General features: G+C 61.7%; 16 protein-coding genes, 1 pseudogene and 1 riboswitch. Of the genes and pseudogenes, 11 read left to right on the top strand and 6 right to left on the bottom strand.

The genetic code is table 11. From position 1 onward, the window contains the following. Nucleotides 1-131: 131 nt before the first annotated feature. Genes HU806_RS16390 through HU806_RS16380 form a run of 3 tightly spaced genes read left to right on the top strand, consistent with a single transcriptional unit; the run spans nucleotide 132 to nucleotide 1245 of the window. Nucleotides 132-314 (top strand): CPXCG motif-containing cysteine-rich protein, encoded by a 183-nt coding sequence (locus HU806_RS16390; protein ID WP_186612369.1) that lies wholly within the window; start codon nucleotides 132-134, stop codon nucleotides 312-314. Between the two features lie 10 nt (nucleotides 315-324). Next, a complete protein-coding gene (locus HU806_RS16385) occupies nucleotides 325-585 on the top strand; it encodes a putative signal transducing protein (RefSeq protein WP_186612368.1) in 261 nt (86 codons plus the stop codon). Between the two features lie 36 nt (nucleotides 586-621). After that, a complete protein-coding gene (locus tag HU806_RS16380; RefSeq protein ID WP_186612367.1) occupies nucleotides 622-1245 on the top strand; it encodes an SOS response-associated peptidase in 624 nt (207 codons plus the stop codon). Between the two features lie 16 nt (nucleotides 1246-1261). On the opposite strand, the gene HU806_RS26875 is transcribed toward HU806_RS16380, so the two are convergent. Both HU806_RS26875 and HU806_RS26870 read right to left on the bottom strand, forming a co-directional pair. Continuing rightward, nucleotides 1262-2005 carry a methyl-accepting chemotaxis protein gene (locus tag HU806_RS26875; RefSeq protein WP_527251156.1) on the bottom strand — a complete coding sequence of 248 codons (744 nt, stop codon included), beginning with the start codon at nucleotides 2003-2005 and terminating at the stop codon, nucleotides 1262-1264. A 114-nt stretch (nucleotides 2006-2119) separates the two neighbouring features. Then, nucleotides 2120-2314, bottom strand: a pseudogene (locus HU806_RS26870) (HAMP domain-containing protein); the annotation flags it as partial. Nucleotides 2315-3618: 1304 nt separating this feature from the next. Here HU806_RS26870 and HU806_RS16370 point away from each other — a divergent pair. Beyond that, complete coding sequence (locus HU806_RS16370; RefSeq protein WP_186612365.1) at nucleotides 3619-4434, top strand: M48 family metallopeptidase; 816 nt, start codon at nucleotides 3619-3621, stop codon at nucleotides 4432-4434. 93 nt (nucleotides 4435-4527) lie between these two features. Here HU806_RS16370 and HU806_RS16365 read toward each other — a convergent pair whose 3' ends face one another. The 3 genes from HU806_RS16365 to HU806_RS16355 form a co-directional block, all read right to left on the bottom strand. Further along, entirely contained in the window at nucleotides 4528-5094 is a 567-nt protein-coding gene (locus HU806_RS16365) for a TMEM165/GDT1 family protein (protein ID WP_186612364.1), read from the bottom strand. Between the two features lie 91 nt (nucleotides 5095-5185). Next, nucleotides 5186-5307, bottom strand: a riboswitch (yybP-ykoY riboswitch). A gap of 51 nt (nucleotides 5308-5358) precedes the next feature. Continuing rightward, on the bottom strand, nucleotides 5359-6357 hold the full coding sequence (locus HU806_RS16360; protein WP_186612363.1) for a methyltransferase: 999 nt from the start codon (nucleotides 6355-6357) through the stop codon (nucleotides 5359-5361). Nucleotides 6358-6390: 33 nt separating this feature from the next. Next, on the bottom strand, nucleotides 6391-7356 hold the full coding sequence (locus HU806_RS16355; RefSeq protein ID WP_186612362.1) for a 2-hydroxyacid dehydrogenase: 966 nt from the start codon (nucleotides 7354-7356) through the stop codon (nucleotides 6391-6393). Nucleotides 7357-7481: 125 nt separating this feature from the next. Here HU806_RS16355 and HU806_RS16350 point away from each other — a divergent pair, with 125 nt between their 5' ends. The 7 genes from HU806_RS16350 to HU806_RS16320 all read left to right on the top strand — a co-directional run bounded on the left by HU806_RS16350 (nucleotide 7482) and on the right by HU806_RS16320 (nucleotide 17697). Then, nucleotides 7482-8111 (top strand): LysE family translocator, encoded by a 630-nt coding sequence (locus tag HU806_RS16350; RefSeq protein ID WP_186612361.1) that lies wholly within the window; start codon nucleotides 7482-7484, stop codon nucleotides 8109-8111. Between the two features lie 145 nt (nucleotides 8112-8256). Beyond that, nucleotides 8257-9939, top strand: a complete 1683-nt coding sequence (locus HU806_RS16345) for a fatty acid--CoA ligase (protein ID WP_186612360.1) — start codon at nucleotides 8257-8259, stop codon at nucleotides 9937-9939. A 287-nt stretch (nucleotides 9940-10226) separates the two neighbouring features. Further along, nucleotides 10227-12122 carry a DUF1302 domain-containing protein gene (locus HU806_RS16340; RefSeq protein WP_186612359.1) on the top strand — a complete coding sequence of 632 codons (1896 nt, stop codon included), beginning with the start codon at nucleotides 10227-10229 and terminating at the stop codon, nucleotides 12120-12122. 24 nt (nucleotides 12123-12146) lie between these two features. Then, a complete protein-coding gene (locus HU806_RS16335) occupies nucleotides 12147-13511 on the top strand; it encodes a DUF1329 domain-containing protein (RefSeq protein WP_186612358.1) in 1365 nt (454 codons plus the stop codon). 199 nt (nucleotides 13512-13710) lie between these two features. Beyond that, nucleotides 13711-16446: a winged helix-turn-helix domain-containing protein gene (locus tag HU806_RS16330; RefSeq protein WP_186612357.1), complete on the top strand. Its 2736-nt coding sequence runs from the start codon at nucleotides 13711-13713 to the stop codon at nucleotides 16444-16446. A gap of 61 nt (nucleotides 16447-16507) precedes the next feature. Next, nucleotides 16508-17008, top strand: coding sequence for a methylated-DNA--[protein]-cysteine S-methyltransferase (locus HU806_RS16325; protein ID WP_186612356.1), 501 nt, complete (start codon nucleotides 16508-16510; stop codon nucleotides 17006-17008). Nucleotides 17009-17088: 80 nt separating this feature from the next. Then, on the top strand, nucleotides 17089-17697 hold the full coding sequence (locus HU806_RS16320; RefSeq protein WP_186612355.1) for a LysE family translocator: 609 nt from the start codon (nucleotides 17089-17091) through the stop codon (nucleotides 17695-17697). Nucleotides 17698-17701: 4 nt separating this feature from the next. On the opposite strand, the gene HU806_RS16315 is transcribed toward HU806_RS16320, so the two are convergent. Then, nucleotides 17702-19609 (bottom strand): alkaline phosphatase D family protein, encoded by a 1908-nt coding sequence (locus HU806_RS16315; RefSeq protein ID WP_186612354.1) that lies wholly within the window; start codon nucleotides 19607-19609, stop codon nucleotides 17702-17704. Nucleotides 19610-19721: the final 112 nt, after the last annotated feature.

Here is a 19721-nt window from a genome sequence, read left to right as displayed (position 1 = left end):
TGTTGGAAACGGCTAGGGTAAGTAAAGGTTCGATCGAAAACCCGACAGGGCACGGTCTGAAAGTAAGCCAGACAAAAATAGCCCTGCAAACAGACCGGCGATTATACGCACAAGTCACTTGGGAGACCGCGATGCTGGAAGCTGCTGAATATGAATGTCCGTATTGTGGAGAAGAAGTGGAGACTTCACTGGATCTTTCCGGTGGCGACCAGACCTACATCGAGGACTGCCAGGTCTGCTGCCGACCGATCACCTTCGTGCTACAGGTCCACGACGAGGAATGGCACCTCGAGGTCTTCAGCGAAAACGAGTGATGGGGCGGCCATGCAGCGAATCTACGAGCTGGAAAACCTGATGGAAGGCGAATTGCTCCAGGGCATGCTCGCCAGCGAAGGCATCACGGCGCACCTGGTCGGCCGCGACCTGGTGGGTGGTGCGGGTGAGTTGCCGATGTACGGCTTGCTCGGGCTGGCGGTTGAGGACGAGCAGGCGCAATACGCCCGGGAATTGATCACCGCCTACAATGCCGCGCTGCCGGTGCCTGGCGATGAACCCGACAGTTACCCCGGTACGCTGGTCTGTTAGGCTGGCCGCCGTTTGATCCGAGAGCCGTGTTGCCCCATGTGTGGACGTTATGCCCTGTTTCGTTGGAACCCCGCCTTTGCGGCCTTGCCCGGCTTCCCCGCCGACCAGAAGGCGCAATGGAACATCTCGCCTAATGATTCGGTGCTGATGCTGCGCGCCGGCGCCGACGGCCAGCGCGAACTGTCCCGGGCGCGTTGGGGGCTGACGCCGCCGTGGCTGACCGATCTGTCCCGCACGCCGGCTCACGCCCGGGCCGAAACCGTCGCCGAGCAGCCCATGTTCCGCGAAGCCTTGCGTTTGCGGCGTTGCCTGCTGCCGGCCAACGGGTTTTATGAATGGCGCGGCGGCACCCGCAAGCGCCCGTATTGGCTGACCCCTGGCGAGGGTTCGGCGCTGTTTTTCGCGGCGATCTGGGAAGCCTATCCGGTGCAGGAGCAAGTGTGGCTGAGCACCGCTGTCATCACTCAATCGGCGGCCGGTCAACGCCGGCCACTGATTCTCGATGAAGAGGGCCAGGGCCAATGGCTCGACCCCGAGACCCCGCTGCATGTCTTGCAAGGATTGCTGGCGAGCGAGCCGGGGCAACTGCGCGAACGGGTACTGGCGAACATCGTCAACGACCCGAAACTCAATGGGCCGGAGTGCCTGACCCCGGCTTGAATCCTGCGACTGCGCATCAGACCTTGAACTGATTGATCAACCGCCGCTGCTGCTCCGCCAGCTTGGTCAGCCCGGCGCTGGCCGCGCTGGATTCGTCGGCGCCGCCAGCGACCTCGTTCGCCACCTGCCCGATGTTGATCACGTTACGGTTGATGTCATCGGCCACGGCGCTTTGCTCCTCGGCGGCGCTGGCGATCTGGGTGTTCATGTCGTTGATCACCGACACGGCCTGGGTGATCGTCTCCAAGGCCTGGGCTGCTTTCGCCGCGTGCTGCACGCTTTCGTCGGTACGGTGCTGGCTGTCCTCCATCACGCGCACCACGTCCCGTGTGCCTTGCTGCAATTGCTGGATCATCGACTGAATCTCTTCAGTGGCCTGCTGCGTCTTTTGCGCCAGGTTGCGCACTTCATCGGCGACCACCGCGAAACCACGGCCCTGTTCGCCGGCCCGGGCGGCTTCGATGGCCGCGTTGAGCGCCAACAGGTTGGTCTGCTCGGCGATCCCACGAATGGCGGTGAGGATTGCGTTGATGTTCTCGCTGTCCTTGGCCAGGGTCTGCACCACGCCCACCGCCTTGCCGATTTCCACGGCCAGCGCGCCGATGGACGTCGAGGTATCCCGCACGATCTGCATGCCCTGGCTGGCAGCCTGGTCGGCGTGACTGGCGGCTTGGGCGGCCTGGGTCGCGTTGCGCGCTACATCCTGCGCAGTGGCGGTCATTTCTTGCACGGCGGTGGCGACCTGGTCGATCTCCGACATTTGCTTGTGCACGCCTTGGTTGGTGCGGATCGCGATGTCGGCCGTGTGCTCCGATGAGTCGCTGACGCTCTGCACCGACGTCACCACTTGGGTGATCATCCCCTGCAACTTGCTCAGGAACGTGTTGAAGCCCTTGGCGATGGCGCCCAGTTCATCGGCGCGGTCGCTGGTCAGGCGACGGGTCAGGTCGCCTTCGCCCTGGGCGATGTCATCGAGCATTGCCACCATTTGCTTGAGCGGCCGGGCGATGCCATGGCCCACCAGCCAAATCACCAGCAGGCCGAGTGCGGCAATCGCCAGCCCGACCATCGCCATGCCGAAAATATCGGTCTCGCGCTGATCGTCCAGGTCCTTCTGCAAGGCTTGCAGGTCGGCCATGACCGCGTTCAGCGGCAGTTGCATCATCAGCGTCCAGCGCGCTTCGGCCTGGCCGATGCTGAAGGGCATGTACACCTCGATGTGGCCGTGCTCTTCATCGATGTCGTAACGCACTTCGCCAATGCCGAGCTTGGTCAGGTTGTCCAACTCGCTGGCGTCCAGCAGGTCGCTGGCTTTCTCGCCGAGCTTGCTCGGGTCTTTGGTGAAGGCCACTAATCGGTTGTTGCTCGAGAGCAAGGCCATTTCCCCGGCGCCGGCGTACAGCTTGGCGTCGGCGGCGACGAGCATGTCCTGGATGAAGTTCACCGACAGGTCGGCACCGACGATGCCCTGGAACTTGCCATCGACCAGGATCGGTTCGATGAACGAGGCGAGCATGGTCATCGTATTGCCGACGCGGTAGGGCGCCGGGTCGATCACGCAGGCTTTCTTGCTGTCCTGGGAGCACAGGTAGTACTCACTGGCGCGAATACCCGTGGACAGCAGTTTCTGGTCGGTCACGTCGGCGAGCTTTTCCAGGCCCAGGGTGCCGTCCTGATTACGAAACCACCACGGCAGGAAGCGCCCGTTGGTTTCCATGCCCAGCACTTGGCTGTTCACATAGTTGGCGTCGTCGTGGTCGATGGCGTTCGGCTCCCAGGCGATGTAGGCACCGAGGATTTTCGGATTGCGCACCACGGTTTCCCGCAGCAGGCTGATCATTTGTTCACGAGGGATCTTCAACTGCGGGCTGCCATCCGTGCCGCTCATGCCCATCGAGGCGTTGGTAGTTGCCAGGCCCCGGGCGAGCAACAGTGGCGCTTCAAGCTCCCGTTGGATCAAGCTGGCCTGGGTATGGGCGAGGGCGCTGAGGCGTTGCTCGATGAGTTGCTCAAACTGCGCCGTGGTCCGCTGTTGCACCATCTCCTGAGTACGAGCGCCGGCGAATAGTGCGTACAGCACCAGGGCGCCGACCACGCTGAGCACAATGGCTCCGGCCAGGGCGGCGACGGAAGACTGGATCGATTTGAATTTCATAAAGGCTCCGGACGCGGAAATGACGTCTGGAATTTTTATCGGCGTTTTCCGGGCCCGACATGAGGCGCTGTTCGTCGGATGACTGTTTTGGCTTCGTCGGTGTCGCAAATGGCCCGGTTGGGATCTGACTGAAAAATCTCTAATCCGCCTCTGTGTATCTGGCGCCGATACAAATCAACGCCTAGGATACGCCCACGATTCCATGGAGCTTCTTTTGTATGAACAAGACTTTGATCGTGAGTGCCTTGAGCGCGGGTCTGCTGCTCGCCGGTTGCCAGTCGGTCAACACCACCAGCGGCGGAGCCGTGGGTGTGGAGCGCAAGCAGTACATGTTCAGCATGCTGTCGACCGCTGAGGTCAACCAGATGTATGCGCAGTCCTATCAGAAAAGCATGGGCGAAGCGAAAGCCCAGGGCGTGTTGGACAAGACCAGCAGCGATGCCAAGCGCGTCCAGGCCATCTCCAGCCGGTTGATCGCCCAGGCACCGGTGTTCCGTCCGGATTCGGCGCAATGGAACTGGGAAGTGAACCTGATCAAGAGCGATGAGCTCAACGCCAGTTGCGGTCCTGGCGGGAAAATCATTTTCTACACCGGCTTGATTGAAAAGCTGAAGCTCAACGACGATGAAATCGCCGCGATCATCGGCCATGAAATCGCCCACGCCTTGCGCGAGCACGGCCGTGAAGCGATGTCCAAGGCCTATGGCATCGAAATGGCCAAGCAGGGCGCCGGTGCAATATTCGGCCTGGGCCAGGACAGCCTGGCGCTGGCCGATACCGTGGCCAACTACGGCATGACCTTGCCCAACAGTCGTGGCAACGAGAACGAAGCCGACCTGATCGGCCTCGAACTCGCTGCCCGGGCCGGCTACGACCCGAACGCTGCAATCACCTTGTGGAATAAAATGGCCAAGGCTTCGGAGGGGGCGCCACCAGAGTTCATGAGCACCCACCCGGCGTCGAGCAGCCGGATCGCCTCGTTGCAGGCGGCGATTCCGAAGGTTATGCCGCTTTATCAGCAGGCCAGGAAATAAGCTTCGAGCTTCGAGCTTCGAGCTTCGAGCTACAAGCGAAGTAGAACCGCTTTTGCTTGCAGCTCGCAGCTCGCAGCTTGAAGCTTGCCGCTGCTACAACGCCCTATACACCGCCACGATCGCCAGGATGAAGAACGCCGAGGCGGCCAGGCGGCGGATGAGGGTCAACGGCAGTTTCTCGGCTGCGAAGTTGCCGGCCAGTACCACCGGCACGTTGGCAATCAACATGCCCACGGTGGTGCCAATGATCACCAGCCACAGTTCAGGGTATTGCGCAGCGAGCATGACCGTGGCGATCTGGGTCTTGTCGCCGATTTCCGCCAGGAAGAAGGCGATCAGCGTGGTCAGGAAAGGTCCGAACTTGCGGGCGGTATTGGCTTCGTCGTCGTCCAGCTTGTCTGGCACCAGGGTCCACAGCGCCGTGGCTGCGAAGCTGGCCGCCAGTATCCAGTGCAATACCGCATCCGAGAAAAACCCGCCGACCCAGGCGCCCACCGCGCCAGCCGCCGCATGGTTGGCCAGGGTCGCGGCGACGATGCCGGCGATGATCGGCCAGGGTTTACGAAAGCGAGCGGCGAGGATCAGCGCGAGCAGTTGCGTCTTGTCGCCGATTTCGGCCAGCGCAACGATAGCGGTCGGTACGAGGAAAGAGTCCAGCATCAGGGGGATTCCTAAGAGGGGCGGGTCGACACGGCTATGACACGTACAGCCTTCCCGCCCCGGGTAAGGTGTGCGTGTCATAGGTCTTGTCAAACCCAGCGACCCTCTATGGGGGCGCTTGGGCCGCATACGCCATGGTCTGCTGACCAAGTATGTTGACGTATGCCGGGCGAGCATGGCGCTCGCGGGAGACTACTCCCCTAGGACGGTGCGGATTCTGCCTAGGCAAATCCGTTTGGGCAAGCGCTGTTTTTCTAAAACGCTTCAGCCGCGTTTGGCTCGGTAAATGCGAAAACCCTGGCCTTCGGCCTTGATCGCACAGATCCCCAGATGCTCCTCGATCAATGGTTGATATTTGAGGAAACTGTTCGCCACCAAGCGCAGTTCGCCGCCGTTTTTCAGATGTTTCGCTGCTTTTCGCAGCAAGTTTTCTGTAGCGTGGTAATCGGTGTGGACGCCGACATGGAACGGCGGATTGCTCAGGATCGCGCTCAAGCCCATCGGCGCGGCATCGATGCCATCGCCGGTTAAAACGTCGGCTTCCAAGCCGTTGGCGGCCAGGGTCAGGCGACTGCTGGCGGCCGCGAAAGCGTCGACGTCAAGCAGCGTCACCGTGTTGTGCGGGTAGCGACGCTTGACTGCTGCTCCCAGCACCCCGGCGCCGCAGCCGAAATCCAGCAAATGGCCGCTGGGCAGTTTGTCCAGATGTTCCAGCAGCAGCGCACTGCCGCGATCCAAGCGACCGTGACTGAACACGCCCGGAAGGCTGATCACCGTCAGCGGGCCCTCGGCGAGCGGCAATTGGTAAGTCTGGGCGAGGCTTTCCAGGGGCTTGGCTTCGGGCGCATTGGCGACCGTGACCTGCCAGAGTTGGCAGTGGCGCGCGCTGTCGAGCTTGCGAGGCTTGCCAAACGGGTTGAGCTGCTTGGAGGCGCCTTCGATGCCGCTGCGCTTTTCGCCCACCAGATACACTTCGCGACCAGCCAAGCGTGACGCCACGGCATTGAGAACGTAGTCGGTGAGGTCCTTGGCCTTGGGCAGGAACACCACGGCGGTGTCGAATTCGCGCTCCGGGACGTTCACGCCAAACTGGCTGCGTTCCGGAAAACGCGCGTCCAGCGCCGCCTGGTCGCCGGCGTGCCAGCACCAGCCATGAGCCTCGGGCAAGCGGCCGAGCAGATCATCGGCAGGCAGGCCGGCCAGCAAGACCGAACCCTGGAATAACTCGGCCTGACGAAGCAGTACTTCACTGCGCGGATCCATGGTCTGCTCCTTGAAAAAAAGTGCGGCAGTCTATCAACTGACGACCCGTCGCGCTGTACCGCTGAAGAACCCTTGGGCGTTTTCCGTCAGTTGGCCGACAATTCGCTGGCGTGCCTCGCGGCTGCCCCAGGCATTGTGGGGCGTGACGATCAACCTGGGGATGTCGCCGGCCAGCAGCGGATTGCCCTGGGTCGGCGGCTCGACACTCAACACGTCGGTGGCGGCGCCGCCCAAGTGACCGCTGCGCAAGGCGTCGGCGAGGGCCTGTTCGTCCACCAGTCCGCCGCGTGCGGTGTTGACCAGGAACGCGCCGGGCTTGAGCAATGCCAGTTCGCGCGCGCCGATGAAATGGCGGGTGTGCTCGGTGAGCGGGCAGTGCAGGGTCAGGGCGTCAACTTGCGGCAGGAGCTCGTCCAGCGGCACGCGGTCGGGGCGGGCAGGGCGACCTGGAATCTGCCCCAGCAGCACGCGCATGCCAAAGGCTTCGGCCAACCGCGCGACGGCACCGCCCAGTTCGCCATGACCCAGCAAACCGAGGGTCTTGCCCGCAAGTTCGACAATTGGGAAATCCAACAGGCAGAACTGCGGAGCCTGTTGCCAACGGCCTTCGCCAACGGCTTTTTGGTAGTCGGCCAACCGCGTCGCCAGGTTCAGCAACAGCATGATCGTGTGCTGTGCCACCGATGGCGTGCCATAGCCCTGGCAGTTGCACACGGTGATGCCATGCTGGCGGGCGGCGGCCAGGTCGACGTTGTTGGTGCCGGTGGCGCTGATCAGGATCAGTTTGAGTTCCGGGCTGGCGGCCATGGCGGCGGCATCGATCACCACTTTGTTAGTGATTGCCACCGTGGCGCCCTTGAGCCGCTCTGTCACTTGATCCTGGGTGGTCCGGGCGAACAGTTGCAGCTCACTGAAACATTGGCGCAACGGGCTCAAGTCGAGGTCGCCGAGGTCCAGGGAAGGATGGTCGAGAAAAACGGCGCGGGCGGTGTTCGTCATCAGCTGTACCTGTTTTCTAAAAGACCGAAGGCGTAATGTGGCGAGCCTATCAGATGCGTTGCGGCCGTGGCGCCGTATACCCCTGGGATTGCATTTAACACAAGACTGTCGCAAGGAGCCCCATCATGTACCTCGCCGAATTTCTCACCGTCGCCCTGATCCACCTCTTGGCCGTCGCCAGTCCCGGTCCGGACTTTGCCGTGGTGGTACGGGAAAGCGTGACCCACGGTCGCCGTGCCGGGACGTGGACGGCGCTGGGCGTGGGTACGGCGATTTTCCTGCACGTGGGCTATTCGCTGCTGGGCATCGGCCTGATCGTGTCCCAATCGATCGTACTGTTCAATGCACTGAAATGGGCCGCCGCAGCGTACCTGTTGTACATCGGCTTCAAGGCCTTGCGAGCGCAACCGGCGAAGGCCACCGAGGAAAACCTGCACAAGGAAGTGGGCGAACGTACCGCCCGCGGCGCGTTCACGGCTGGCTTCATCACCAACGGCCTGAACCCCAAGGCGACGTTGTTCTTCCTGTCCCTGTTCACCGTGGTGATCAATCCCCATACGCCGCTGGCGGTCCAGGCCGGCTACGGCGTTTACCTGGCCGTCGCCACGGCGGCCTGGTTCTGCATGGTGGCGATGCTGTTTAGCCAGGCGCGGGTGCGCGCCGGTTTCGCCCGCATGGGCCATTGGTTCGACCGGACCATGGGCGCGGTGCTGATTGCCATAGGCGTGAAGCTGGCGTTTACCGAGGCGCATTGATCGCGTAGGACAGCGTCCCTGGGATGGCTCAAGGCTAGTATCCACGGGCGAATCAAATCATTCCTTTGGCTGATTTGATCGTCATATAACCACTCTAGAGTGCTTACCTACCAGCCAAGACCGTGCAGTCAGAAAAGGGACTCCTATGTTGCAGACTCGCGTTATTCCGCCAGCCGAGGGCGCTTATCAATACCCGTTGCTGATCAAGCGGCTGCTGATGTCCGGGGCGCGCTATGAGAAAACCCGCGAGATCATCTATCGCGACCAGATGCGCTACAGCTACCCGACGCTGATCGAGCGTGTCGCGCGCCTGGCCAATGTGCTGACCGAGGCGGGGGTGAAGGCCGGTGACACGGTGGCGGTGATGGACTGGGACAGCCATCGTTACCTGGAATGCATGTTCGCGATCCCGATGATCGGCGCGGTGATCCACACCATCAACGTGCGCCTGTCGCCGGAGCAGATCCTCTACACGATGAACCACGCCGAGGACCGCTTCGTGCTGGTCAACAGCGAGTTCGTCGGCTTGTACCAGGCGATCGCCGGGCACCTGACCACGGTGCAGAAGACGCTGCTGTTGACCGACCTGCCGGAAAAAACCGCCGACCTGCCGAACCTCGTGGGCGAATACGAGCAACTGCTGGCCAGCGCCAGCCCGGTCCACGATTTCCAGGACTTCGACGAGAACTCCGTCGCCACCACGTTCTATACCACCGGCACCACGGGCAACCCCAAGGGCGTGTACTTCACCCATCGGCAACTGGTGCTGCACACCATGGGCGTGTCGACCATCATGGGGTCCATCGACAGCGTGCGGCTGCTGGGCACCAACGATGTCTACATGCCGATCACGCCGATGTTCCACGTCCACGCCTGGGGCTTGCCGTATGTTGCGACCATGCTCGGGCTCAAGCAGGTCTATCCGGGCCGCTACGACCCGGAGTTCCTGATCGAGCTGTGGCGCAAGGAAAAGGTCACCTTCTCCCATTGCGTGCCGACCATCCTGCAAATGGTCCTCAACGCCAAGGGCGCCCAGGACACCGATTTTGGCGGCTGGAAAATCGTCATCGGCGGCAGCGCGCTCAACCGCAGCCTGTACGAGGCGGCGAAGGCCAAGGGCATCCAGCTCACCGCCGCCTACGGCATGTCGGAAACCGGGCCGCTGGTGTCGTGCGCCCACCTCAATGACGAGCTGATGGCCGGCAGCGAAGACGAGCGCATCACTTACCGGATCAAGGCCGGCGTGCCGGGGCCGTTGGTGGAAGCGGCGATCGTCGACGGTGAAGGGCGTTTCCTGCCGGCGGACGGCGAGACCCAGGGCGAATTGGTGCTGCGTGCGCCGTGGCTCACCGAAGGCTATTTCAACGAACCGCAAAAAGGCGCCGAGCTCTGGAAGGGCGGCTGGCTGCACACCGGCGACGTTGCCACGCTCGACGGCATGGGCTTCATCGATATTCGCGACCGCATCAAGGACGTGATCAAGACCGGCGGCGAGTGGATCTCGTCCCTGGACCTGGAAGACCTCATCAGCCGGCATGCGGCGGTACGCGAAGTAGCAGTGGTCGGCATCCCCGATCCGCAGTGGGGCGAGCGGCCGTTTGCCTTGCTGGTCATCCGCGAAGGGCATCAGATCGGGGCTCGCGAGCTCAAGGAACACCTCAAGCCGTTTGTCGAACTGGGGCACCTGAGCAAGTGGGCGATTCCGAGCCAGATCGCCCTTGTTACGGAAATTCCCAAGACCAGCGTCGGCAAGCTCGACAAGAAGCGCATCCGCGTCGACATCACCGAATGGCAGAGCAACAACAGCACCTTCCTCTCGACGCTTTAAGCGTTCGCGCCGTGCCCGAAAAGGGCACGGCAGCCCCACCAAGCAAGCGCTTGTCTTGTCAAAACCGATAAATCAGCCATCCTTCCCGTGCCGACAACCGTCGGCCTGGCGAAGGACTGTTCCAGAGTGGTCGAAGGCTGCAAATCACACTTTAGAGGGATCAAGCCGTACTACCTGCTGGCTATAGTCCGCTCAAGGATTTTCGGAATGGGACGCGCGTGCCAGCACGGCGAAGGGTTTCCGGAAACGCCCACTGCCATAACAATAAAACACATGGAGTTGCGTCGATGACCTCAGCAAACACTTTCTGGCGCCGGGCAAAATTGCCTCTGGCCGTCAGTCTTGCCTCCTCGCTCGCCGGCCCGGCATTCGGCGTCAGCTTCAACATCGGTGAAATCGAAGGCCAGTTCGATTCGTCCCTGTCGGTCGGCGCGAGCTGGTCCACGGAAAAGGCCAACAAGAACCTCATCGGCGTCAACAACGGTGGTCACGGCCTGTCCCAGACCTCCGATGACGGCCACCTGAACTTCAAGCGTGGGGAAACGTTTTCGAAGATCTTCAAGGGCATCCACGATCTGGAACTGAAGTACGGTGACACCGGTGTGTTTGTGCGCGGCAAGTACTGGTATGACTTTGAACTCAAGGACGAAAGCCGTCCGTTCAAAGACATCAGCGACAGCAACCGCAAGGAAGGCGCCAAGTCTTCCGGCGGACAGATCCTCGATGCGTTCATTTATCACAACTACGCCATTGCTGATCAGCCGGGCTCGGTTCGCCTGGGCAAGCAGGTGGTCAGCTGGGGTGAAAGTACCTTTATCCAGAACGGCATCAACGCCATCAACCCGGTCGACGTGTCCGCGTTCCGTCGCCCAGGCGCCGAGGTCAAGGAAGGCTTGATCCCGGTCAACATGTTCTACGTGTCCCAGAGCCTGACCGACAACTTGTCGGCCGAAGCTTTCTACCAGATTGAGTGGGACCAGACCGTTACGGATAACTGTGGGACTTTCTTCTCGCAGCCGGATGTTATTTCCGATGGTTGTGACAGTAACTTGCGAGTGCTGAGGAGCGCTTCGGCGATTCCTGCGGCTGCCATGCCTACGTTGGGTGCGTTCGGTGTGGACGTAAATGGCGAAGGCACTTTGGTTCGTCGTGGCCCCGACCGTGATGCTCGGGACAGCGGCCAGTTTGGCGTGTCCTTCAAGTACATGTATGAGCCGCTGGATACTGAGTTTGGCGCTTATTTCATGAACTACCACAGCCGTGCGCCAATTTTCAGCGGTCATGGTGCACCAGCCAGCGCTTATACCAGCGGACCAGGGTTGGTAGGGTCGCTGATGGCCGCTGGCATTCCGTTTGCTCAAGCGGTTGCCATGGCTCAAGCCATGGTACCGATGGTGGTCGCGGGTAATTCAAACTACTACGTCGAGTATCCTGAAGATATCCGCCTGTATGGCCTGAGTTTCTCGACCACATTGCCCACAGGTACCGCATGGAGCGGCGAAATCAGCTACCGCCCGAATGCACCGGTCCAGCTCAATACCACCGATATCCTGTTTTCCGGATTAACGCCTTTGAATCCTGATGTTTCCGTACTGCCAGGACAGGCAGACACGGACCAGCCAGGCTATCGCCGCAAGGAAGTGACACAACTGCAAACCACCTTTACCCACTTCTTCGATCAGGTCATGGGCGCCGAGCGCCTGACATTGGTGGGCGAGGTCGGCTTCACTCACGTCGGTGGTCTGGAAAGCACTTCCAAGGCGCGTTATGGGCGTGATCCGAGCTATGGACCTGGGCCATTGCCGAATGGCCAATGCGAGATATTGAACGGTTCGACCCTGGCGGGCGGAGCGCAGAACAACGCTAGTCGCTATTGCGAAAATGACGGCTTCACCACGGCAAACTCTTGGGGTTATCGCGGTCGCGCGATCTGGGACTACAACGACGTGTTCGCCGGTGTAAACCTGCGGCCGAACGTGGCTTGGTCCCATGACGTGAAGGGTTACTCGCCAGGTCCTGGCGCCAACTTCGAGGAAGGTCGCAAGGCTGTGAGCCTGGGTGTTGATGCCGAGTACCAGAACACCTATACCGCCAGCCTGGCGTACACCAATTTCTTCGACGGCAAGTACACCACCGTGGACGACCGGGATTTCGTGGCGCTCAGCGTCGGCGTGAACTTCTAAGCACCGTATTTCAGGACGAACACTATGAAAATAACAAAAAATCTGTTGCAAGTCGGTGCGCTGGGACTGTCCCTGCTGGCGACCAGCGTCATGGCCGCCGTGCCTGCCGCCGAGGCCGACAAGCTGGGCAAGAGCCTGACGCCGATGGGCGCCGAGATGGCTGGCAATGCCGATGGGTCGATTTCCGCCTGGAAACCCATGGCCAAGAACGCCGGCAGCGTGGACGGCAAGGGCTTCCTCGCCGACCCGTACGCCAGTGAGAAACCTGTGTTCACCATCACGTCGCAGAACGTCGACCAGTACAAGGCCAAGCTCGCCCCAGGCCAGTACGCGATGTTCAAGCGCTACCCGGAAACCTTCAAGATGCCGGTCTACCCGACCCATCGCGGCGCCACCGTGCCGGATGAAGTCTTGGCCTCCATCAAGAAAAATGCCGTGAACACCAAGCTGGTGGGCGCTGGCAACGGCCTGGAGAACTTCGAGACGGCCGTGCCGTTCCCGATTCCCCAGAGTGGGCTGGAAGTGATCTGGAACCACATCACCCGCTATCGCGGCGGCAGCGTGACCCGCCTGGTGACCCAGGCCACGCCGCAGCCCAACGGTTCATACAACCTGGTGTACTTCCAGGACCAGTTCGTCTTCCGCGACAAGATCAAGGGCTTCGATCCGGCCAACCCGGGCAACGTGCTGTTCTACTTCAAGCAACAAGTGACCGCACCGGCGCGTCTGGCGGGAACCGTGCTGCTGGTGCACGAAACCCTCGACCAGGTGAAGGAGCCGCGCAAGGCGTGGATCTACAACGCCGGTCAACGCCGCGTGCGCCAGGCACCGCAAGTCGCCTACGACGGCCCGGGTACCGCCGCCGACGGCCTGCGCACATCCGACAACCTGGACATGTACAACGGCGCGCCGGACCGTTACGACTGGAAGCTCGAAGGCAAGAAAGAACTCTACATTGCCGCCAACAGCCACAAGATCGATTCGCCGCAGCTCAAGTACGCCGACATCCTCAAGGCCGGCCACATCAACCAGGACCTGGCGCGCTATGAACTGCGTCGCGTCTGGCACGTGACCGCGACCCTGAAGGAAGGCCAGCGTCACATCTACGCCAAGCGTGACTTCTACATCGACGAAGACACCTGGCAGGCCGCGGTCATCGATCACTACGACGGTCGTGGCCAACTGTGGCGCGTCGCCGAGGCCCATGCCGAGAACTACTACGACAAGCAAGTGCCGTGGTACGCCCTGGAAACCCTCTACGACTTGCAGTCCGGACGCTACCTGGCCCTGGGCATGAAGAACGAAGAGAAATCGGCCTACGACTTCGGCTTCACCGCGTCCACCAGCGACTTCACCCCGGCGGCACTGCGTCAGGAAGGCGTTCGCTAAACCGCTTTCCCCGAGGCCGCATCCTCAAGAAAACGCCCCGACTGGTTCGGGGCGTTTTTTTTTTGGAAACCACAACAGAGATTGACCACTTGTAGCCTTTTTGTAGCCATTTGTAGCACTCGCTTCAATACCTCTCCGTTTACGGCTAGTCTGCGGACATCTGCAACGCCGCCATCCGCATTTCAAACAAGAGCCGGCCATGACTGATTTGTCTTCACCCCCGGATTCTTCCCGTGCAGCCATCGCGGTACAGGAAGGGCGTTTCTACCGCCCACCTCTGCCCGACGGGCATGTCGTGCGGCCGCGGTTGTGCGAGCGTCTGAGCGCAGGGCTGGGGGGACGGTTGCTGCTGGTGAGCGCGCCGGCGGGGTTCGGTAAAAGTTCGCTGGCGGTGGAGTTCTGCCAGGGGTTGCCGGCCCATTGGCGAAGCCTCTGGTTGGGGCTCAGTGCCAGGGACAACGATCCGGGGCGTTTCCTGGAGCGGCTGCTCGAAGGGCTCCAGGCGTTTTACCCCCAGTTGGGTGGCCGCGCTTTGGGCTTGCTGAAAATGCGCCAGCGCCACCAACCCTTCGCGTTCGAGGAATGGCTCGACGGCTTGCTGGATGAGCTGTCCGCGCATTTATCAGCAAGCGCGCCCTTGCTGCTGGTGCTCGACGATTACCACTTGGCGCAGAGCCCGGTGCTGGATCGCTGCCTGCAATTTTTCCTCAATCACCTGCCCGAGGGGTTGCTGGTGCTGGTCACCAGCCGTCAACGACCGGACTGGCACCTGGCGCGCCTGCGGCTGTCGCGGCAATTACTCGAACTCAACGAGCAGGACCTGCGCCTGACCCACGATGAAGCGCTGACCTTGCTCCAGCATCACAGCAGCGCGTTGCGTGGCGAAGCGTTGGAAAGCCTGATCCAGCGCAGCGAAGGCTGGGTCGCCGGGCTGCGCTTCTGGTTGCTGGCCGCTTCCGAAGCCGGCAGCGAAGGGCGAATGCCCCAAGCGTTGCACGGCGGTGAAGGGCTGATCCGCGATTATCTGCTGGAAGAAGTCATCGACTGCCTGCCCGCCGAGGTGCAGGCGTTTCTCTACGACATCGCCCCTCAGGATCGCTTTTGCAGCGAACTGTGCGATGCGGTGCGCGACGCCCATGACAGCCACGAAATCCTCAAATTCCTCGCCGCCCACCAAGTATTCCTGGTGCCGCTGGACGAACATGGGCATTGGTATCGCTTCCATCATCTGTTTTCCGACCTGCTGCGCAGTCGCCCGAGCGCGCCGGCCATGGTGCCGGCCGGGACCCTGCATTTGCGTGCCTGCCGCTGGTTCAACGCCCAGGGCCTGATCGACGAAGCCGTGGAGCAGGCCCTGCGCGCCGGGCATCTGGACGTGGCGGCGAACCTGGTACAAAACCTCTCGGAGGAACAACTGCTGGCCGAGCAGAACGTCGGCATGTTACTGCGCTGGAAAATGGACTTGCCCGATAGCCTGCTCATCAGCACCCCACGGCTGATCGTGCTGTACAGCTGGGCGCTGGGGCTGGCCTGTCAACTGGATGCCGCCGAAGAATTGGCCGCCCATTTGAGCCGCTTCCTGCCGGCGCCGTCAGCCACCGCGCATAAATCCATGCTCGCCCAATGGCTGGCGCTGAGCGGCATTGTTGCCCGCGGTCGTGGTGATCGTGAGGCCACGCTGCGCTATTGCACCGAGGCGCTGGAAAGCCTGCCGCAAAAACGCTACGGCCAGCGCCTGATGTGCTTGTCCACCCTGTCGAACCTGGCGATTGCCGACGGGGACCTTTGGCGCGCCCGGGCGTTGAACCGCGAGTCCCTGGAGTTGGCGCAGCGGGTTGGCAACCCACTTTTCGAGGCCCTGGCCCATTACGATCGCGCCCGGGTCTTGCAGGCGCGAGGGGAGATCCTGCGGGCACTCGAAGAGGTCAAGCAGGGACTGCAACGCTTGCACCCACTGTCACCCCAACGGCTGTACGCGGTGCGGGCGCGGTTGGTCTTGTATGAGGGATTTTTGCTGACGCTGCGCATGCAGAACCAGGCCGGGTTGGCGCGGTTGCAGGCGGGGCTGACCGAAGCCCGGGCCTGCCGCGATATCAGCGTGTTGATCGGCCACTGTGTGATCGCCCGCGTCGAAGGCCAGGGCGGAGAGTTCGCCCGGGCCTTTGCCGAACTGGCCGAAGCCGAGCGCTTGATGCATATCTGGGACGTTCCGCCGGTTTATTACCTGGCGATGATTACGCTGGTCAAATGCGAGCTCTGGCTGGCCCAGGGGCGCACCGAACTGGCCGAAGCCTGGCTGGTACGGCTGGGGCAGACCTACACGGGCGAAGGCGCCGCCGCCCCGCCGGAATTCCATCCACAGCTGCCGCTGCATGTCGAACTGCAACAGGCGTTGCTCGAGTCAATCCGTGGCCAACCGATGCAGGCCGAAGGGCGGCTCAATGCATTGCTCGAGCACGCGCAGCAGACCGGTCGGCAGATGCTCAGCGTGATGGTGCTCAACCAGAAAGTCGCCTTGTTGTTGAGCGCGGGGCGCGAGCCGCAAGCCCGTTTGGCCTTGGCCCAGGCGTTCGATGCCGCTGTTGGCGGCGCGCTGCAGCCTTTCGATTGGCTGCTGCAAAAGCATCACGAATGGTTGCGCGAGCAACTGCTCCAGGCGCCGCCCAGCGGCCTGCGCGAGCACTTGCTCGAGCGCTTGCCCACGGCGGCGCTGCAACCGACCGAGTCCTGCGCGCACGTCGAAGCCCTCAGCAGCCGGGAGCGGGCAGTGCTGCAACTGATTGCCCAAGGGTGTTCGAATCAGGAAATCAGCGAGCAATTGTTCATTTCGCTGCACACCGTGAAAACCCACGCCAGCCATATCAACAGTAAACTGGGCGTGGAACGCCGTACCCAGGCCGTGGCGCGAGCGAAGGCGTTGGGGTTGCTGGGCTGAGCAAGATTTTTTTGCTCAGTGAGCAAACTAGCCATTGAGTGTGAATCCGGGAAATAGTCGAATGTTGCCCCTCTACAAAACCATCCCATCCCCTGTCGGCGAACTGATCCTGGTGGCCCGAGGCACGAAGCTGGCCGCTATCCTGTGGGAAAACGAACGGCTCAACCGAGTGCGCCTCGGGCCTTTGGAGCAAGACAACGCTCACCCGACCCTCAAGGAAACCGAGCGCCAGCTGCTTGAATACTTCGCGGGTCAGCGGCGTGGTTTTGAACTGGACCTGGATTTCGCCGGTACCGATTTCCAGGTGCGGGTCTGGCAGGCATTACTGACCATTCCGTTCGGCGAAACCCGTAGTTACCGCGACATCGCCATCCAGATCGGCCAACCAACCGCAACCCGCGCGGTCGGCGCTGCCAATGGACGCAACCCGATCTCGATCATCGCTCCCTGCCACCGCGTCATTGGCACTTCCGGCAGCCTCACCGGTTTCGCCGGCGGCCTCGCGGCGAAACAGTTCCTGCTAAGCCTCGAAGGCCAGCACAGTCTGCAACTGGCGTTCTGAACGCTCCCGATTCCCCGTGGCAGGGGGACGGAATCCGTTTACAGTGTTTGTCTTCATCAGAAACTGCCAATGGAGCCACCATGGCCAGCTACGGACTGTTCCTACTGCTCGCGACCCTGACCATTCTCAGCCCCGGCCCGGGCGTGGTGTTGACGCTGTCGAATGCGGTGCGCCATGGCTGGACCGGTGCCTTGCCGGGTATTCTCGGTATTGCCCTGGGCGGTTTCCTGGTGGCGGCCATCTCGGCCAGTAGCGTCGGGTTGATCCTGGCAACTTCGGCCACCGCGTTCACGGTGTTGAAATACATGGGTGCCGCGTACCTGCTGTACCTGGGCGTGAAGATGTGGAATACCAAGACCTTCATTCCAACCCTCGGCGCCACGCCTTCGCGACCCTGGCGCCGGTTCGTCGAGGCATTGTCAATCCAATTGCTCAACCCCAAGGCCGGGTTCTTTTTCCTCGCGGTGTTTCCCCAGTTCATCCAACCGGCGGGCAATTACTACACGCAATTTTTCCTATTGGTGACGTCCTACAGCCTGCTGGTGGTCGGGATTCACAGTGCCTACGCCTTGATGGCGAGCCGGGCCAGGGGCTGGCTCTCTACGCGCCAGGGCACGCGCATCGTCGGCAAGCTGTCTGGCGTGACGTTTTTTTCCTTCGGCGTGCTGATGGCGTCGGCCAGCAAGTAAGCGCTCAGTTCGGCGGCGACTTCGGCGACAGCATGCGGGTTGGCGGCTTGCCGTTGGCGTTGTGCTGGAGGATGTCCGTCGGCTGTCCCTGTTCGTTGAAAAATACCTGGCCGATCCCCGCCGAATTCCACAATCGCTCCCCAGCCTCGGCGTGCTCGGGGATGTGAGGCACGATGCGCATGCTGCGACGCTTGGTGAACCAGTTCAGCGGCGAGCGTGGGGAATAGAGCCAACGGTTCAAGCGATCGAACCATTCCAGCAGCGCCGGCGGGAATTCATTCTTGATGCCGCTGCTGGTGATTTGCCAGATGCGCGGGCCGCCCTTGCGGTGTGGGATAAGTACCTCGTAGACGAAGGAGTAGTGCACGTCGCCGGACAGCACCACGTAGCTGCCAGGCGTGCGCGAGTGGCGGAAAATATTCAGAATCACCTGGGCCGCGCCACGGTGGGCCATCCAGTTTTCCGCATCCACCAGCAGCGGGAATCCGCACCAGCTGAACACCCGCTGTACCGACTCGATCAGCTTGACGCCAAAGATGGGTGCCGGCGACACGATGATCGCCGAGGGATGATCAAGCAGATCCTGTTGCAGCTCGCTCAAGGCTTCCCAGTCCAACAGGCCCGACGGTTGCTTGAGGCTGTTCTCGCTGCGCCAGCGGCGGGTGCGAGTGTCGAGCACGACCAAGGCCGGCGTGCTTGGCAACACGTAGTGCCATTGCTGGAACCCGAGCAGTTGGTCAATCAGCGCATCCTGGGGAGCGCTGTCGATGTAGCGGTCCTGGGCGGTGTCGCTCAACGCAACGGTTTGCTTGATGACGTCAGGGAAAGCATCCGGGTTGTTGCCCCAGCCCTGGCAAAGCATGTAGGCAATCAGCGCATTACCGATGATGCGCTTGGAGAACGGATGGCCGTAGGCCGTTTCCTCCCATTGCGCGGAGAGATTCCAGTCATCAGTGATGTCGTGATCATCGAAAATCATCAGGCAAGACAAGTGCGCAAACACCCTGGCTACACCGTCCAGGCCAGTTTTGAAGGTCTCGATGCGTTGCTGTTCCAGGTCGTAGCGCTGGCGCCGTTCGACGGTCAGTTCCGGCGGTTGCGGATCGATCAGTGTCCACGGCACCGGCGACCAGACCAGCAGATACATCGCCATGACTTCGGCGAAGGTCACCAGGTGGTTGTCGGCGCTGCTGCTGGTGAAAATCGGTTTACGTGCGCCGCCGAAAAATCGCTCGCGCAGGGTTTCGTTGCTCTCGAGCGCCGGTAGCAGATCCGCGCGATGGTAATAGCTGGCCGGATGTTGGTAGAGCTTGGCGCTGTCCTCCACCACCGCGCCCTCCAGGCATTCCTCGAACAAGCCCAGGCGCTCGATCAAGGCATGAATCGCCCGCAACATCGGCCCGGCGACGTCGTCGGCATACACCTGGTCGCCGCTCATCATCAGCAACGCGGGGCGTTGTTCGGGAGACTGGGCCAACAAGCGATCGACACACAGCAATCCGTCATTGGCCGGGTAATGGGGTTTGCGGCAGGAGCCGTGGACCAGTTGTTCGATGCGCGAATGCAGTACGAAACTCGGACGTTGCGCGCCGTCATACAGCAGATGCGGCGCCCATTCGGCGATAGAAACGCCATCCACCAGCAGGTCGTATTCGATGACCCTGTCCAAGGGCAGGGCGGCGTCGAGTCGCACGTCGATCAGGTGCACGAACGCGTGCTGCCCCACCGGCACGATTGTGCAATGCGTGGCATCCAGCGCGATGTCGCCCAGCTCATCCAGCCGCAAGGTCAACGGCAACGGCTGCGAACCCACCAGCCACATCACCAGCCGCCGAGGCTCCATTCGCCTTAGCAAAGGGCCGACGAGGACGGGAGGAATGGAGTTGGTTGTGTCGGAAGGAGACGGCAACATGCGTGGGAAAAGCTCTGCTTCAGAAGAAAGCAGGGATCATAACGCAATGTGTGCGGAGGCTGTGGCGTACACGTGGCGAGGGAATGAGCTCCCTCGCCACGGTTCATCCCGG

The organism is Pseudomonas sp. SWRI154, from assembly GCF_014268645.1.
Taxonomy (GTDB): Bacteria; Pseudomonadota; Gammaproteobacteria; order Pseudomonadales; family Pseudomonadaceae; genus Aquipseudomonas; species Aquipseudomonas marvdashtae.
This window is presented reverse-complemented; position numbering and strand designations above follow the sequence as displayed.